Raw genomic sequence first — 16406 nt, 5'->3', positions numbered from 1 at the left:
AAGGGGGGGATCAGTTGGCCGCGCTGGCGCGCAGCGTGCCGTTGACGCCGGCGGGGAAGAATCCGCCCAGCGTGGCCGACGCCTTGTTGAGATAGACGATGTTCAGCACCTGCTGCGGCGTGCGGCTGAACGCGATCCCGTTGGAGTCGAGCGGCACGATGTTGGACACCAGCTGTCCGCCGACCGTGGTCGCGGCAATGCCCTGATCCAGGTCGGTGGTCCCGTCCAGGCTGTCGCGCGCGTCCGAGATCTTGCCCGCCGCGGTGATCAGTGCCGGGGTCTGGATACCCTTGGCATAGAGCGTCGTGCGGACGATCGCGGCGTGATAGGCTTCGACCGCCAGGATGCCGGCGGCGGCCTGGAGGAAGGTCTTGTTGCTGATCAGCGGCGAGGCCCCCTTATAGGCGGTCACGCCGACATCCTCGAAGATGTAGGCGCCGAGCAGGAAATTCTCGTCCGAGGCGTAAGGATCGAAGGTCGCGTTGGAGTCGATCACGCCCGACGCGCGTGCGGCTGCGGTGAACGCGCCGTTCGCGTCGCCTGAGATGTTGATCGCGGGCTGCGCCACCGCCGAGTTGCCGAGCGCGGTGCGCAGGAACGCGACATGCGCGGCTTCGTCGGCCGCGATCTCGCGGGCATATTGCTCGACGATCGGGTCGGTGAACGTCACCTTTTTGCCGCCGGTGACCGCGCCTTGCGTGCCCGTGCCGGTCAACTGGCTGGAGGCGAGGCCGGTGCCGTTGGCGGCAAAGGCATAGAATTGCGCTTCGAGATATTCGAGGTTCAACGCGAAGTTCAGGATATCCGCGTCGGTGATCGTCGACTGGGCCCCCGCCTTGCTGGTCAGGGTAAAGGCCGCGACGCCGGCGGCGGCGGCGCCCATCGCCGTCTTGAAGAACGCGCGTCGTTGATCGCGGCGCTGGGCCCGTGCGTCGAATGCATCGAGCAGGTGTGCGCTTTCGGTCATCATGCTCCTCCCGGTATGGAACCCTCGCAAGTCTATCTGTCGGATCTTTGCCAACAGATGGACTTGCAAGAGGGTCAAGCGGGAAGACTTTTCAGGGTAAAGCCCAACGCCCGACCGAAAAGCGAAACGTTACGTCCCCAGGAAAAGACGCAACTCTTTTCACCTGTCCGGTTAGACCGCGATTCGATACGACGAAACGTTCAAGGAGCAAGACGAACCGATTGCGCCTCGGCCAGATAGACCGCGAACATATCGTCCGGATCGCTCCATTGTGCGACCGGGGTCCAGCCACCAGCGCGCAGCAGGATCTTGGCGTCGCGGGGGCCGTATTTGTGGCTGTTCTCGGTGTGGATCGTCTCGCCCGCGGCCATGGCGAAGGGGCGGCCCTCGATGGTGAAGGCGACGTCGCGGATTGCGGCCAGGTGCATCTCGATCCGCGAGCGGTCGTCGTTCCAGACCGCGCGGTGGCGGAAATCCTCGACCGGGATGGTGCCGTCCAGCTCGCGGTTGATCCGGTCGAGCAGGTTGCGGTTGAACGCTGCCGTCACGCCCTGCGCATCGTCATAGGCGGGGACCAGGATTTCGCTCGACTTGGCGCGGTCCATCCCGATCAGCAACATCGCCCCCTCGCCCAGCGAACCGCGCATCGCGCGCAGCAGGTCGGTCGCCATGGCAGGCGTCATGTTGCCGATGGTCGAGCCGGGGAAGAAGCCCAGCTTGGGCGCCTCCGCTACCATCGCGGGCAGCGCCAGCGGGTGCATGAAATCCCCCTCCAGCGGATGGATGGGCAGATCGGGAAAGGCCTGTTGCAGATTGCGCGCGGATTCGCGCAGGAAGTCGCCCGAAATGTCGATCGGCACATAGGCCGACGGCTCGACGCAGCGCAGCAGCACCGGCGTCTTGGTCGAGGAGCCCGATCCGAACTCGACCACCGCGCGCCCCTTGCCGACATGCGCGACGAGGTCGGGGCAGATGGTCTTCAGGATCGCGGTCTCGGCGCGGGTGGGATAATATTCGGGCAGGTCGGTGATCGCCTCGAACAGCTCGGACCCCTTGCGGTCGTAGAACCAGCGGGCGGGGATGGCGCGGGGGCGGCGCTCCAGTCCGGCGAGGACATCGGCGCGGAAGGCGGGATCGGTCAGCGACATCTGACCATCCTCGATCTCGGGCTTCAGCATGATTACAGGTCCTTTGCCAGACGGACGCCGGTGAACTGCCAGCGCTGATGGGGGTAGAAGAAGTTGCGATAGGAGGCGCGGGCATGGCCGCGCGGCGTCGCGCAGCTGCCGCCGCGCAGGACGAACTGCCCGTTCATGAACTTGCCATTATATTCGCCGACCGCCCCTTCGACGGCGCGAAAGCCGGGATAGGGACGATAGGCGCTGCCGGTCCATTCCCAGACATCGCCGAAAAAGGCGGGGCCATGGGTCGCGGGACGCGGCTCGACCACGCCGCCCGCCTCCATCTGGTTGCCCCCCGCCGGATCACGCGCGGCGGCGGCGGCTTCCCACTCCATCTCGGTCGGCAGGCGCGCGCCCGCCCAGCTGGCAAAGGCATCCGCCTCGTAGAAGCTGACATGCGTCACCGGGGCGGCGGGATCGACGGCGCGGCGGCCGTCCAGCCCGAAACGGGTCCAGCCGCCGTCGCGCTCTTCCCAATAGAGCGGCGCGGCGATCCCCTCCCCCTTCACCCAGGCCCAGCCGTCCGACAGCCAGAGCCGGGGATCGCGGTAGCCGCCATCGGCGATGAACTGCGTCCATTCGGCATTGGTGACCGTGCGGTCGGCGATGGCATGAGGATGGAGCAGAACGTCGTGGCGCGGCCCTTCGCAGTCGAAGGCGAAGCCCTGTCCGTCATGGCCGATCCGGACCACGCCCGCCTGCCCCTCGATCCAGCCGATCGGGCCGGGCATCGCGACGGGGGCCTTGGGCTCGGGCGGATAGAGCGCGGGCTCCAGCGGGTTTTCGGAGAAGAGGTGGAGGATGTCGGTGACGAACAGCTCCTGATGCTGTTCCTCGTGATGGCATCCCAGCGCGACCAGCTCGCGCGCCGCGTCGGGCAGGTCGGGCAGCGCCGCCAGCAGCGCGGCATCGACATGCGCGCGGTACGCCCGCACTTCGTCCAGCGTCGGGCGGGTGATCATCCCGCGACGATGGCGCGCGTGGCGTTTGCCTTCCGCCTCGTAATAGCTGTTGAACAGGAAGGGAAAGCGCGGATCGTGCAGCCGATAGTCCGGCACATGGTCGCGCAGCACGAACGTCTCGAAGAACCAGGTCGTGTGCGCCATGTGCCACTTGGCGGGCGAGGCGTCGGGCATCGACTGGACGGTGGCGTCGGCGTCGGACAGCGGCTCGGCCAGCGACAGGGTCAGCGCGCGGACGGCGCGATAGCGGGATGCCAGTTCGTCGGCAGGCGTCGGCGCCGTCGCGGGCGACGGTACGAGGGTCGGCATTCGGCTGCTCCCCGGATTGCGGGGAACAGCGACCGGCCCGTTACCGTCTCGCCCGCACCCCTCCTGGAACCCAAAGAACGTCCGATGCGCCGTTTTTGTTCACCACCCGTGCCGCGACGAACAGCCAGTCCGACAGGCGGTTGAGATAGGCGAGCGCGGACGGATTGGTCGCCTCATGCTCCGCAAGCGCGACGCCCGCGCGCTCGGCCCGCCGCGTGATCGCGCGCGCCAGATGCAGATGCGCCGCCGCCGGCGTGCCGCCGGGCAGGATGAAGCTGGTCAGCGGCGCCAGCTGCGCGTTCATCGCGTCGATCTCGTCCTCCAGCCGCGCGACCTGTTCGGGCAGGATGCGCAGCGCCCCCTCGACATGGTCGGGCGTGGCGAGATCGGCACCCAGGTCGAACAGGTCGTTCTGGATCCGCGTCAGCTGCTCGGCGAGCGGCCCCTCCATGCTCAGCAACGCGACGCCGATCGCGCTGTTCGCCTCGTCCACCTCGCCGATCGCGATCAGCCGCGCATCCGCCTTGGAGCGGCGCGACCCGTCGACCAGCCCGGTCGTGCCCGCATCGCCGGTGCGGGTGTAGATCTTCGTCAGCTTGACCATCGGATCAGGTCCGCCCCGCCAGGAACAGCAGCAGGACGACGATGGTGATCGCCAGCGCCTGGAAGAAGATGCGCTGCTGCATCATCCGGTTGGATTTCAGCTGCGACGCGGTCGGCCCCTCGCCCTTCGCCTCCGCCGTGGCTTCCTGCAGGAAGGTGATGATGCCGCGCACCAGCGCGACCAGGGTGGCGAGCATCGCCGCGATCAGCAGGATCACGAGAAATGTGGTCATGGCGCGGAGCTTACGCCTCCCCCAGCCGAAATCCAGCGGGAAGCATATTGCGGCGCAGCGCGTCCGCCAGCGCGCGACCATCCTCGCCGCCCTCGCGCATCGCCGCCAGCGCGGGCGCGCCGTGGCGCTTGGCGAGCCGCTGGCCATCGGCACCCAGGATCAGCGGATGATGATGATAGAGCGGCGTCGGCAGGTCGAGCAGCGCCTGGAGCAGCCGGTGGACATGGGTGGCGTCGAACAGGTCGACCCCGCGCACCACATGGGTGACGCCCTGCGCGGCATCGTCGACCGTCACCGCCAGATGATAGCTGGCGGGCGCATCCTTGCGCGCCAGGATGACGTCGCCATGCGCCAGCGGATCGGCGGCGACGATGCCCGCGCGGTCGTCCTGCCAGCTCAGCGGCCCGGTGCGCCCGGCGGCGCGCGCCATGTCGAGACGCCAGCCATGCGGCATCGCCATCCGCGCGGCGCGCACCTCGGGGGACAGATGGCGGCACGTCCCCGGATAGACCGCCACGGCCCCATGCGGCGCCGACAGGCTGGCGGCGATCTCGGCACGGGTGCAGAAACAGGGATAGAGCAGATCGGCCAGGCGCGCCTGCGCCGCCGCATACAGGTCCAGCCGCTCCGACTGGAAGGACAGGTCGTCCCATTCCAGCCCCAGCCATTCCAGGTCGCGCAGGATCGTGTCTACATGTTCGGGTCGGCTGCGCGTGCCGTCGATATCCTCGATGCGCAGCAGGAAGCACCCGCCGCCCGCGCGCGCCAGATCGTGCGCGCGCACCGCCGACAGCGCATGGCCCAGATGCAGCCGCCCGGTCGGGCTGGGCGCGAACCGCGTGACGGGGCGGGTGGCGGGCGGGTGGGCTCCGCTCATCGCCCGCCCCCTTGACCGCGTTTCCCATCCCATGTTCTCATAGCGTCCAGTGTCATAGCCATGTCACGCGCCTGCGCGAATAGCGTCGGCGTACCACGAAGGGAGGAGCTGTGTTTCATCCCGACCTGATCCGACACCCGGACAGTTGTCCGGCACTCGTGCTGAATGCGGACTATACGCCGCTGTCCTATTATCCGCTGTCGGTCTGGCCCTGGCAGACCGCGGTGAAGGCCGTGTTCCTCGACCGGGTGGATATCGTCGCCCATTATGAGCGCGAGGTGCGCAGCCCGACCGCCAAGGTCAAGCTGCCCTCGGTCATCGCGCTCAAGCAATTCGTGAAGCCGTCGCAATTTCCGGCCTTCACCCGCTTCAACCTGTTCCTGCGCGACCGCTTCTCCTGCCAATATTGCGGATCGCATCGCGACCTGACCTTCGACCATGTCATCCCGCGCGCGCAAGGGGGCCGGACGACGTGGGAGAATGTCGTCACCGCCTGCGCGCCGTGCAATCTGAAGAAGGGCGGGCGCACCCCGCGCCAGGCCGGAATGCCGCTGCATATCGAGCCGATCCGCCCGACAAACTGGCATTTACAGGAACATGGCCGCAGCTTCCCGCCCAATTATCTGCATGAAACATGGCACGACTGGCTGTACTGGGACGTTGAGCTGGAAGCGTAACGAACCTGGGAGTCGGCGATGCGGGAATGGGCGATAGGCCTCGGGATGGTGGCGATGCTGGCGACGGCGGCGTGCGGCAAGAAGGAAGAGAATCGCGCCGAAGCCGATCGCGCCGCCGCCAAGGCGGGCTTCGTCCCCCCCTCGGTCACGTCCCGCGTCGATTTCGGCAGCATGATGGCGCGCCGCTTCCGCGAACTCGACCGCGACGGCAACGACATCATCACCGCCGACGAAATGCCCGCGAGCCGTTCGCGCTTGTGGGAGCTGGACCGCAACAAGGACGGCGAGATCACCGAAAGCGAGTTTTTCGAAGGGATGCTGGCGCGCTTCGACCGGATGGACCTGAACCGCGACGGCACCGTGACCTCCGAGGAACGCGAGGCGTCGCGCACCGAACGCCCCGCCACCCCGACCAACCCAGTGGCGACGGGCGCGACCAGCGGCGCGCCGGGGAATATGAACTGAGCTGAAGGGCGCCGCCGCCCGCTCCCCGTCAACAGGGATCGGCGCTGGGAAGGAACGGCCCCGATTGGTCCCGCTCGCCGTCATGCACCGGATCGATCGCCAGCACGAGGCGGCGACCGCCACCGGGCGGCGCACGGTGGAGGACCCTGGGCGGGTCGAGCAGCATCCGCCCCTTGAACACGCCCACCGCCCCGGTCGGCACCTCGCAGATCGCGTCCGGCCCCTCGGCGCAGCACCATTGGAGGCCGGGGCCGATATAGGTGCATCGCAGCGCGATGGGGGTGCGGTCAGCGTGGAACTGGTGGCCGATCCCGCCCTCGCTGACCGCGAGCCGGACGCGCAGGCAATCCTCGCCGGTCAGCGCGGCGAGACGCCGGACGAGACGGTCGATGTCCGCCCCCAGCATCTCGCGCACCGCCCGCGCATATCCCGCCGCGCGCAAGGCGGCCTCCACCGACCCGCCGAGATCGGTCTCGACCGACAGGCTGTCGACACCGTCCAGGTCGAGCGCGTCCAGCGCCGCCCGGAGCGGCGGGGGCAAGCGACGCCACCAGATGGCCAGAGCCGTATCGGGCCGCGCGATATGATCGAGCAGCGCACTATCGCCGCCAATGGCGACCCGCCGCGCCATGCCGATCGCGGTCATCGTCCCGGCGTTACGGCTGATAGGGCAGCGACGACTGGTGAAGGATGATCCGCACCCTCCCATCCTCACATTGCTTGAACACGAAGCTCTTGTTCACGAAGATATGGCTGTCATCCTCGCCGATGAAATGCACGTTGCACTGCACGATTGCCAGGTCGCCGTGCAGGATATAGTCGAGCTTGCTGTACCAGACCTTCACCCAGGGCTTCAGCTTGAACCCCTTGTCGTCGGGAAAGTCCGCATTGCCGCCGACGAAATAGGAGAGCGCTCCCTCCTTGGTCGGGCGATAGGTCTTCGCGCCGAAGGTCAGCGTCGGCTTGAACAGCACCTTGCCATGGTCGTAATCGTAATTGTCGCTCAGGATCCGGGATGCGAAGGCCCCGACATCGCCGCCCTCGGCATGAACCCGGCCGACCGCCACCACATTGTCGCACCAGGTCTGTAGCGCCGTGTGGACCAGCTCTTCGGTGAACATCGTTCCTGCCTTTCTCCAATGGTCGGGATGCCGTTCGCGACCACGCGGGAGCGCGTCGACCAGCCAGCATCCCGACCCGCTTTTGCCCTTTATGATATTACATATCATCACTAGTCTGTAAGGAAATCTTGCTGCGGCGGACACTTCGACAGGCGACGCGCCACACCGCATGCCAGCACGCAATTTTGCAGTCCGATGACACAGGATATTATACCAAAATTGCGGTCCGCAATCGGTTGACGCCCGCCCTATTGCGTTGCAGCAATGCGCGCATGACGAAACTGCCTCCCATCGCGAACAATCCCGATATCCGTTTCCTGGGCGCGCAACTGGGCGACGTGATCCGTCGCTATGGCGGCGATGCACTGTTCGAGGCGACCGAGGCGATTCGCCGCGCCTCGGTCGATCGATACCGGGGACTGGGGGAGGACGGCTCGGTCGACCTCCAGCTGGAACGCCTCGCGCTCGACGAGACGCTGGATTTCGTGCGCGGCTTCATGCTGTTCTCGATGCTCGCCAATCTGGCCGAGGACCGGCAGGGCATCGCACGCGAACCCGGCACCGACATTGCCGAGGTGCTGGCGACGCTGGCCGACAAGGGCATCGACCGCGACGCCGCGATGGAGCTGCTGGGCCGTTCGCTGGTCGTCCCCGTCCTGACCGCGCACCCGACCGAGGTGCGGCGCAAGAGCATGATCGACCACCGCAACCGCATCGCCGAGCTGCTGGCGATGCGCGATGCCGGACGCGACGTCACCCCCGACGGCGACGATGTCGAGGCCGCGATCGGCCGCCAGATCGCGCTTTTGTGGCAGACCCGCGTGCTGCGTCGCGAGCGGCTCTATGTCACCGACGAGGTGGAGACCGCGCTGTCCTATCTGCGCGACGTCTTCCTGCCGGTGCTGCCCGCGCTCTACCAGCGCTGGGACAAGGCGTTCGGCACGCGCGTTCCCGCTTTCCTTCGCACCGGATCGTGGATCGGCGGCGACCGCGACGGCAATCCCTTCGTCACCGCCGAATCGCTGACCACCGCGCTGGCGCGCGCGGCCGAGGCGGTGCTGGGCCATTATTGCGACGCGATCCATGCGCTGGGGGCCGAGCTGTCGATCTCGACCGGCCATGCCGAGGTGGACGAGGCGGTGCTGGCGCTGGCCGAGGCGAGCGGCGACGAGGCGCTCAGCCGCTCGGACGAACCCTATCGCCGCGCGCTGTCGGGCATCTATGCGCGGCTCGCCGCGACGCATCAGGCGCTGACCGGCAAGCCCGCGCCGCGCCCCGGCCGCCTGACCGGCGAACCCTATCCCGATCCCAAGGCGCTGCGCACCGATCTGGTCGCGATCGCACGCGGGCTGGCGGCGCGCGGCGACGGCGCGCTGGCGAGCGGCGGCGCGCTCGGACGGCTGATCCGCGCGGTCGAGACGTTCGGCTTCCACCTCGCCACGCTCGACCTGCGGCAGAATTCGGCGGTGCACGAACGGGTCGTCGCCGAGCTGCTGAAGGTCGCAGGCGTCGAGGCGGATTATCTCTCGCTGGACGAGGAAGCGCGCGTCGCGCTGCTCCGCCGCGAACTGGCCAATGCCCGGCCGCTGTTCAGCCATTATGCCGAGTATTCGGACGAGACGCGCTCCGAACTGGCGATCGTCCAGGCCGCCGCCGATGCGCATGCCCGGTACGGCCCCAAGTGCATCACCAACTATATCGTCTCGATGGGCAAGTCGGTGTCCGACCTGCTCGAGATCAACCTGATGCTGAAGGAATTCGGCCTCTACCGCCCCGGCGAGCCCGCCACCGCCGCGATCATGGCGGTGCCCCTGTTCGAGACGATCGAGGATCTGGAGGCGGGGCCCGAGATCATGCGCGCCTATTTCGCGCTGCCCGAGATCGCCGCCATCGTCCGCGCGCGCGGGCATCAGGAGGTGATGATCGGCTATTCGGACTCGAACAAGGATGGCGGTTACCTGACCTCCACCTGGTCGCTGTCCAAGGCGTCGAGCGCGTTCCGCCCGGTGTTCGACGCGGCGGGGGTGCAGATGCAGCTGTTCCACGGGCGCGGCGGCGCGGTCGGGCGCGGCGGCGGCAGCGCCTTTGCCGCGATCCGCGCGCAACCGCACGGCACGGTGCAGGGCCGCATCCGCATCACCGAACAGGGAGAGGTGATCGCGGGCAAATATGGCACGCGCGACTCCGCGCTGACCAATCTCGAGGCCATGGCCTCGGCCACCCTGCTCGCCAGCCTGGAACCCGAACATCTCTCCCCGGCCGAGAATGCGCGCTTCACCGCCGCGATGGAGCAATTGTCGGCGACCGCCTTCACCACCTATCGCGGCCTCGTCTATGGGACGGAGGGGTTCCGCACCTTCTTCCGCCAGATGACCCCGATCGCCGAGATTGCGGGCCTGAAGATCGGCAGCCGCCCGGCCAGCCGCAAGAAGTCCGACGCGATCGAGGACCTGCGCGCCATTCCCTGGGTGTTCAGCTGGGCGCAGGCGCGCGTCATGCTGCCCGGCTGGTTCGGCGTCGGCACCGCCATCGCCAATTTCGAGGACAAGGCGCTGCTGGCCGACATGGCCAAGAACTGGCCGTTCTTCGCCGCGACGCTGGCGAATATGGAGATGGTGCTCGCCAAGTCGGACATCGGCATCGCGCGCCGCTATGCCGGGCTGGTCGAGGACGAAGCCTTGCGGGATTCGATCTTCGGGCGCATCCATGACGGCTGGCACCGCGCGCGCGACGGGCTGCTGACCGTGACGGGGCAGACGCGGCTGCTGTCGGACAACCCCGCGCTGGAGGCGTCGATCCGCCTGCGCCTGCCCTATATCGAGCCGCTGAACCTGCTCCAGATCGAACTGATGAAGCGCCACCGCGCGGGCGAGGACGATCCGCGCATCGGCGAGGGCATCCTGCTGTCGATCAACGGCATCGCCACCGCGCTGCGCAACAGCGGGTAAGAGCGTGACCGATTTCGTGGTCCGGTACGAAGGGGGCCTGCGCTGCCGGGTGGAGCATCCCGAGTCCGGCGCGGTGCTGGTCACCAACGCCTCGCGGGAGCTAGGGGGCAGCGGCGAAGGCTTTTCGCCGAGCGACCTTTTGTCGGTGTCGCTGGGCGGTTGCGTGCTGAGCATCATGGCGATGGCGGGGCGCGTCGCCGGGCTGGAACTGGCGGGCGCGACGGCGACCGTCACCAAGGAGATGGGCAACGCCCCGCGCCGGATCACGACCCTGGCCGTGACGGTGCGCGTACCGGGCCGCTATGACCCGGCGCAGCGCAAAAGGCTGGAAGCGGCGGCGGCGGCCTGCCCGGTCCATGCGGTGCTGGGCATCGACGCGCCGATCACCATCCTGTGGGACGAGGACTGACGCCTCGTTGTTTTTTCATTCCTCCCCAGCGCGGGGAGATGGCAGGCCACAGCGATGCCCTTCCTTCCCTCGCCCCTCGCAGAGGGGAGAGGGTTGCGCAGACTTGGTCTTTGCAAAAGCAAAGGCCTAGTCGGAGCTGGGTGAGGGGTGGGCGCTCGCTCCGCGAGCGCGCGAGCCCTTGGGCTCACTCACCCCTCACCCAAGCTGCGCTAGCCAGCAGGCTGGCAAGCTTCGCTAACCCTCTCCCCTGTCCAGGGGAGAGGGGAAGAAGACACGATACTGAATGTCGATCCGCCGGGGAGGAATTCAGCGCCCGACCTGCCGCGCTTCCTCGGCGGTGAAGCCCTCGACCATCGCGCGGAAGGTCGCCTCCGCCACATCGGGGTTCACCCCCTGCCGCGCGGCCTTTTCGCGGATGCGCGCCAGGATCTGGCGGATTCGCGCCTCATCGCGCACCGTCGCGGCGGAGGTCTTGAACCGCCCGGCCTGCGCGACATAGCGCGACCGCTCGGCCATCAGGCGCAGGATCTGGTCGTCGATCCGGTCGATATTGGTCCGCACCTCGCCCAGATTGCGGCAACACGGCGTCGGCGTGGGGCTCGCGGCTGTCAGCAGGGCGGCCGCTACGGGCCAGAGCATCGATCGCATATCCGATTCTCCCGGTGGAAGCGGACGGACGGATACGCCCCCAGGCTTCGACCGGCCAAGCCCGCAGCCTTCGATCGGCCGCGCGGGCGGGTGTGGCTGTCGTGGATCGCTCAGGCGAGCGCGCGTTGCCGCTCGCCGCGTTCATGCGCCAGCAGCCATTGCTTGACCGCCAGCCCGCCCGCAAAGCCGGTCAGCGTGCCGTTCGCGCCGATCACCCGGTGGCAGGGGGTGACGATCGACAGCGGATTGCGGCCATTCGCCGCCCCCACCGCGCGGGAGGCTCCCGGCCGCCCGATCGCGGCGGCCAGCGCGGCGTAGCTGCGCGTCTCGCCGTAAGGGATGGCGTTCAGGCCGGTCCACACCGCTTTCTGAAAGTCCGTGCCCTCGGGATCGAGCGGCAGGTCGAAGGTGCGGCGCCGTCCCTCGAAATAGTCGCGCAACTGGCGCACCGCCTCGGCCAGCACGGCATGGGCGGGATCGTCGCGCCGTTCGGGCAACCGGACCCGCCCTGCCCTCTCCTCGGCCCACAGGACGGCGCGCAGGCCGCGCTCGCTGGCGACAAGGGTCAGTTCGCCGACCGGCGAGGCCATGGTGCATTCGCTCAACATGGGGCCGACCCTAGCCGATCCCCGCGCCCCGCGCGTCCCGCTTCTTGCGGTCAAACCATGAAGGGCGCGGCGATCTCGGCCGTGACGCGCAACAGCCGGCCGGTGGCGCGGTCGAGCAGCGCCCAGGTCGTCACCGCCTCCACCTTCACCTGCCCCTCGGCATCCAGAAAGCGGACATGCCGATCGAACCGCGCGCCCTTGGGCGGGTTGGGGACCCAGGTTTCCGCCGTCACCGTCTCCCCCGCCACGACATTGCCGCGATAGTCGATCTCGTGCCGCGTCACGACCCAGACATGCGCCGCGACATGTTCGGGCGGCGCGACCGCTTCCCAATGGGCGGTGGCGATCGCCTGAATCCACTGGACCCAGACGGCGTTGTTCACATGGCCCAGCTCGTCGATATGGTCGGGGCCTGCGGTGATCTGGATCGAAAAGCGGCTCATGCCTGTTCGTTCGGCTCCCTGTATCTCTGCCACAGCGCGCGGACGCCCCAGCCGATCGCGGCGGCGACCATGACCAGCGCCGCCGCCATCAGGATATGGCGCAGGCTGGGCCGGTAGCGCGCCGCCAGTTCCTGGAACGCCTCGCCGAACAGATAACCGATGCCGACGAAGATCGAAGCCCAGCATGCGGCGGATGCGGCGTTGACCGCGACGAACAGCCGGGTCGACACCTGGCTGGTCCCGATCGCGACCGGGCTGATCGTGCGCAGGCCATAGAGGAAGCGGAAGGCGAAGATGAAGCCGACCGGATAGCGTTCCATCATCCGCGTCACGCGCGCATAGACCCGTCGCTTGCGCAGCTTGGCCACCCAGCGCCCGTCGCGCGACCGGCGGCCGATGGTGAAGAAGATCTGGTCGGCGACGAACGATCCGATCGCCGCGGCGATCAGCGCGGCGGGCCAGCCGACCAGCCCCTGATGCGCCAGGATGCCGCCGGTGACGACCGCCGTCTCCCCCTCCAGCCCCGCGCCCAGCGCGATCGCCGCCACGCCGTAGCGCGCGACGATCGCCTCGATGCTCAGGATTCCACTCCCATCTGCCACAGGACGAAGGCGTGTTCCTCCGCGCCTTCGCGCAGGGACTCGAACCGGCCCGACTTGCCGCCATGCCCGGCGCCCATGTTGGTCTTGAGCAGCAGCAGATGGTCGTCGGTCTTGGTCGCGCGCAGCCGGGCGGCCCACTTCGCGGGCTCCCAATAGGTGACGCGCGGATCGTTCAGCCCGCCCGAGATGAACATCGGCGGATAGGCCTGGGCCCGGACATTGTCATAGGGGCTGTAGCTGCGGATCAGCTCGAACGCCGCCTTGTCCTCGATCGGATTGCCCCATTCGGGCCATTCGCCCGGCGTCAGCGGCAATTCGGCGTCCATCATCGTGTTGAGCACGTCGACAAAGGGCACGTCGGCGATCACCGCGCCCCAGAGGTCCGGGTCCGAATTGACCACCGCGCCCATCAACTCGCCGCCCGCCGAGCGACCCGCAATCGCGATCTGCCCCTGGCTGGTCCAGCCGCCCGCGATCAGCCCCTTCGCCACGTCGACGAAATCGTGGAAGGTGTTGGTGCGCTTCTCCAGCTTGCCGTCCAGATACCATTGCTGGCCCAGATCGTCGCCGCCGCGAATATGCGCGATGGCATAGGCGAAGCCGCGATCGAGCAGGCTCATGCGGCCCGTCGAGAAGCCCGGCGGAATGGCATAGCCGTAGGCGCCGTACGCATAGAGGAACAGCTTGCCCGACCCGTCGCGCGGGAAATCCTTCGGGTACACGATCGACACCGGCACCATCGTCCCGTCGCGCGCCGGAATCTTCAGCCGCTCGGTCCGGTACTTGTCCGCGTCATAGCCCGACGGAATCTCCTGCACCTTCAGCACGGTCAGCCCGCCGGTCGCCACGTCGTAGTCATAGACGGTGCCCGGCGTGACCATCGACTCATAGCCCAGGCGCAGGACCGACACGTCGTACTCGGGATTGTCGCCCAGGCCCGCCGTGTAGCTCGCCTCGGGGAATTCGATCCGCTGCGGTACGGTCGGCGCGTCGTAGCGGTGGATGGCGATCCGGTCCAAACCGTCCTCGCGCCCCTCGACCACGAAGAAGTCCTTATAGCATTCCACCCCGGTCATGTAGAAATGCGGGTTCGGCCCGATAAGCTCGTGCCAGTCGCCGGGCGCCTCGATCGAGGCGGTGCAGAGGCGGAATTGCGGGTCCACATCGTTGGTGTGGATGAACAGCGTGCCGTCATGCTCGTCCACATCATATTCGCGGCCCTCCTTGCGGGGGGCGACCAGGATCGGTTCGGCAAGGACGTTATCGGACGGGACCAGCCGCACCTCGCTGGTGACATGGTCGCCGGTGGCGATCACGATCCAGTTGCGCGCGGAGGTCTCGGCAACGGCGACGCGGTAGCCCTCGTCATCCTCGTGGAACAGCTCGACATCGTCCGCGACCGGCGTGCCCAGCCGGTGGAAGCGCGCATTGTCGGTCCGCCACTGGGCATTGGCCACGCCGTAGAGGAAACCGCTATCGTCGGCGACCCAGACGATCTCCGACAACATGCCGGGAATGACTTCCGCCAGGTGTTCGCCGGTGGTCAGGTCCTTGATCCGCACCTCGAACCGTTCGGAGCCATTGTCGTCGATCGCATAGGCGAGGTAGCGGCCATTGTTGCTGATCGAGAAGGCGCCCAGCCGGAAATATTCCTTGCCCTCGGCCAGCGCCGGTTCGTCGAGCAGCAGCTCGTCGGGACCGCCCGCGACCGGCTTGCGCCACCATTTGCGATATTGCCCGCCCGTCTCGAACGCGGTCCAGTAGAGCCAGTCGCCATCCTTTTGCGGCACAGAGGATTCGTCCTCCTTGATCCGCCCCTTCATCTCTTCGTACAGCCGGTCGATCAGCGGCTGGCGCGGGGCCATGACCGCCTCGAAATAGGCGTTCTCCGCCTCGACATAGGACAGGACGTCCTTGTCGGTGACTTCCGGGTAAGCGGGGTCCTTCAGCCAGGCATAGGGATCTTCGATGGTGATGCCATGCGCGGTGAAGCTGTGGGCACGGGTTTCGGCAACGGGCGGAGTCAGCGCAACGGGTTCGGTCATCACCCGGATGTAGCTAGGGTTGGGGTCTGCCGGAAGAGGCGGCGGGTCCGCTATTTCTCATGCCATCCCTCCCGTTCACGCTGAGCGAAGTCGAAGCGTATGTTCCGCGCTTGGCCACGAAGGGAATCCCGTGGCCTTCGACTTCGCTCAGGCTGAACGGTGGGCGGGGTTACCGGGCCTTCCACCCATCCGCCAGCGTCCAACGATCGCGCCAGTGCAGGACCGGCGTCTCGCCCTCCCATTCCACCGGCAGCCAGATATAGCGCCCGTCAATCGCATTTTCCGGCCGCCAGCGATCCGCCATGAAGATGAAGCGCGGCTCGCCCCCCGGCCGCTCGGGCGGCAGGGGCAGGACGAAGGTCGATTGCGAGTGGAAGGTCGTCTTCCGGTCCACCTCGCTGCCGCGCACCGGATTGCCCAGCGAGCGCCACGGCCCCGTGACCGCGTCCGCGACATAGACCCGCCCCGGATTGGGCCGCCAGCCGGTCAGCCCCGAGGCGAACATGTAATAGCGCCCCTTCGCCTTGAAGAGCGCGGGCGCCTCGTTGCCGCCATCGGGCAGCGCGCGGACATAATAGCCGTCATGCCGGGTCCAGTCGGGCGCCAGCCGGGCGATCTGCAGCGTCGCATTCTCTTCCGAGGCATAGATGTGCCACGCGGTGCCGCCATCGACGAAGACGGTCATGTCGCGCGCCATCTGCCCGCCGGGAAAGTCGCGCGCCAGGATCGTGCCGGGCGCCTTGTCCTCGGCCGTCGCGTTGGCGGGCCAGATGCCGGGATTGACCCGGCCCGCACGCAGGAAGCGGAACGGCCCCTGCGGCCGGTCGGCAACCGCGACGCCCGCCTGCGCCGCACCGTAACCGCGCCCCTTCAGCTCGAGATGGAACCACATCACGAATTTGCGGGTGCGCGGATTATAGACCACCTTGGGCCGTTCCAGGATACAGCCCCGCGCGATCGGGCTGGCGGGATCGTCGGACACGGACAGCGCGACCCCTTCGTCGCGCCAGTTCACCAGATCGGTCGAGCTATAGGCATGGACACCGACCAGCGCGGTATTGCCGCCTTCGCCCTCGGTTTTGTGCTCGCCATGCCACCACCAGCGTCCGCCGTGCCGCAACAGCCCGCCGCCATGGGCGTTGATCGCCACCCCCTTCGTGTCGTTCCACACCTCTCCGGGCCGGAAGGCGTCCAGCCCGGCCGCCCGCGCGCCACCGCCCCCGATCAGCGCCGCCGCGCCCGCCCCCACCAGGATGCCCCGCCGGTCGATCATCATCCGATCCTTCCAAATGCCATTCGCGGCGGATC

18 protein-coding genes are annotated in these 16406 nt (G+C 67.8%); 4 read left to right on the top strand and 14 right to left on the bottom strand.

Going from position 1 to position 16406, the window contains the following annotated elements; translation table 11 throughout:
- Positions 1-10: 10 nt before the first annotated feature.
- The 6 genes from QE360_RS07725 to gluQRS form a co-directional block, all read right to left on the bottom strand.
- Entirely contained in the window at positions 11-967 is a 957-nt protein-coding gene (locus tag QE360_RS07725) for a ferritin-like domain-containing protein (RefSeq protein ID WP_309704100.1), read from the bottom strand.
- A gap of 200 nt (positions 968-1167) precedes the next feature.
- Positions 1168-2145, bottom strand: coding sequence for an L-histidine N(alpha)-methyltransferase (gene egtD, locus QE360_RS07720; RefSeq protein ID WP_309700546.1), 978 nt, complete (start codon positions 2143-2145; stop codon positions 1168-1170).
- A 2-nt stretch (positions 2146-2147) separates the two neighbouring features.
- Positions 2148-3419 carry an ergothioneine biosynthesis protein EgtB gene (egtB, locus tag QE360_RS07715; protein WP_309700543.1) on the bottom strand — a complete coding sequence of 424 codons (1272 nt, stop codon included), beginning with the start codon at positions 3417-3419 and terminating at the stop codon, positions 2148-2150.
- Between the two features lie 40 nt (positions 3420-3459).
- Positions 3460-4023 carry a cob(I)yrinic acid a,c-diamide adenosyltransferase gene (locus tag QE360_RS07710; RefSeq protein ID WP_309700541.1) on the bottom strand — a complete coding sequence of 188 codons (564 nt, stop codon included), beginning with the start codon at positions 4021-4023 and terminating at the stop codon, positions 3460-3462.
- 4 nt (positions 4024-4027) lie between these two features.
- Positions 4028-4255, bottom strand: coding sequence for a twin transmembrane helix small protein (locus QE360_RS07705; RefSeq protein WP_307101213.1), 228 nt, complete (start codon positions 4253-4255; stop codon positions 4028-4030).
- Between the two features lie 10 nt (positions 4256-4265).
- On the bottom strand, positions 4266-5132 hold the full coding sequence (gene gluQRS, locus QE360_RS07700) for a tRNA glutamyl-Q(34) synthetase GluQRS (protein WP_309700539.1): 867 nt from the start codon (positions 5130-5132) through the stop codon (positions 4266-4268).
- A 110-nt stretch (positions 5133-5242) separates the two neighbouring features.
- On the opposite strand from gluQRS, the gene QE360_RS07695 reads away from it, so the two are divergent.
- Positions 5243-5809 carry an HNH endonuclease gene (locus tag QE360_RS07695; protein WP_261270221.1) on the top strand — a complete coding sequence of 189 codons (567 nt, stop codon included), beginning with the start codon at positions 5243-5245 and terminating at the stop codon, positions 5807-5809.
- An 18-nt stretch (positions 5810-5827) separates the two neighbouring features.
- Positions 5828-6274 carry a hypothetical protein gene (locus QE360_RS07690; protein ID WP_309700537.1) on the top strand — a complete coding sequence of 149 codons (447 nt, stop codon included), beginning with the start codon at positions 5828-5830 and terminating at the stop codon, positions 6272-6274.
- A gap of 28 nt (positions 6275-6302) precedes the next feature.
- Here QE360_RS07690 and QE360_RS07685 read toward each other — a convergent pair whose 3' ends face one another.
- Both QE360_RS07685 and QE360_RS07680 read right to left on the bottom strand, forming a co-directional pair.
- On the bottom strand, positions 6303-6920 hold the full coding sequence (locus QE360_RS07685; protein WP_309700535.1) for a DUF1826 domain-containing protein: 618 nt from the start codon (positions 6918-6920) through the stop codon (positions 6303-6305).
- A gap of 10 nt (positions 6921-6930) precedes the next feature.
- Positions 6931-7395, bottom strand: a complete 465-nt coding sequence (locus tag QE360_RS07680; RefSeq protein ID WP_309700533.1) for a hypothetical protein — start codon at positions 7393-7395, stop codon at positions 6931-6933.
- A 272-nt stretch (positions 7396-7667) separates the two neighbouring features.
- Between QE360_RS07680 and ppc the strand changes: the two genes are divergently transcribed.
- Positions 7668-10343: a phosphoenolpyruvate carboxylase gene (gene ppc / locus QE360_RS07675; RefSeq protein ID WP_309700531.1), complete on the top strand. Its 2676-nt coding sequence runs from the start codon at positions 7668-7670 to the stop codon at positions 10341-10343.
- A 4-nt stretch (positions 10344-10347) separates the two neighbouring features.
- Positions 10348-10752 (top strand): OsmC family protein, encoded by a 405-nt coding sequence (locus tag QE360_RS07670; protein ID WP_309700529.1) that lies wholly within the window; start codon positions 10348-10350, stop codon positions 10750-10752.
- 306 nt (positions 10753-11058) lie between these two features.
- Here QE360_RS07670 and QE360_RS07665 read toward each other — a convergent pair whose 3' ends face one another.
- The 6 genes from QE360_RS07665 to QE360_RS07640 form a co-directional block, all read right to left on the bottom strand.
- On the bottom strand, positions 11059-11391 hold the full coding sequence (locus QE360_RS07665) for a chorismate mutase (protein WP_309700526.1): 333 nt from the start codon (positions 11389-11391) through the stop codon (positions 11059-11061).
- 119 nt (positions 11392-11510) lie between these two features.
- Positions 11511-12008, bottom strand: coding sequence for a methylated-DNA--[protein]-cysteine S-methyltransferase (locus QE360_RS07660; protein ID WP_309697887.1), 498 nt, complete (start codon positions 12006-12008; stop codon positions 11511-11513).
- Positions 12009-12058: 50 nt separating this feature from the next.
- A complete protein-coding gene (locus tag QE360_RS07655) occupies positions 12059-12451 on the bottom strand; it encodes a thioesterase family protein (protein WP_307101231.1) in 393 nt (130 codons plus the stop codon).
- Positions 12448-13053: a DedA family protein gene (locus QE360_RS07650; protein WP_309700524.1), complete on the bottom strand. Its 606-nt coding sequence runs from the start codon at positions 13051-13053 to the stop codon at positions 12448-12450. Before QE360_RS07650 ends, QE360_RS07655 begins: the two co-directional genes overlap by 4 nt.
- Positions 13029-15098, bottom strand: coding sequence for a S9 family peptidase (locus tag QE360_RS07645; RefSeq protein ID WP_309700522.1), 2070 nt, complete (start codon positions 15096-15098; stop codon positions 13029-13031). Before QE360_RS07645 ends, QE360_RS07650 begins: the two co-directional genes overlap by 25 nt.
- A gap of 169 nt (positions 15099-15267) precedes the next feature.
- Positions 15268-16374, bottom strand: a complete 1107-nt coding sequence (locus tag QE360_RS07640) for a glycoside hydrolase family 43 protein (RefSeq protein WP_309700520.1) — start codon at positions 16372-16374, stop codon at positions 15268-15270.
- Positions 16375-16406 lie beyond the last annotated feature (32 nt).

Source organism: Sphingomonas sp. SORGH_AS_0789, from assembly GCF_031453055.1.
Taxonomy (GTDB): Bacteria; Pseudomonadota; Alphaproteobacteria; order Sphingomonadales; family Sphingomonadaceae; genus Sphingomonas.
This window is presented reverse-complemented; position numbering and strand designations above follow the sequence as displayed.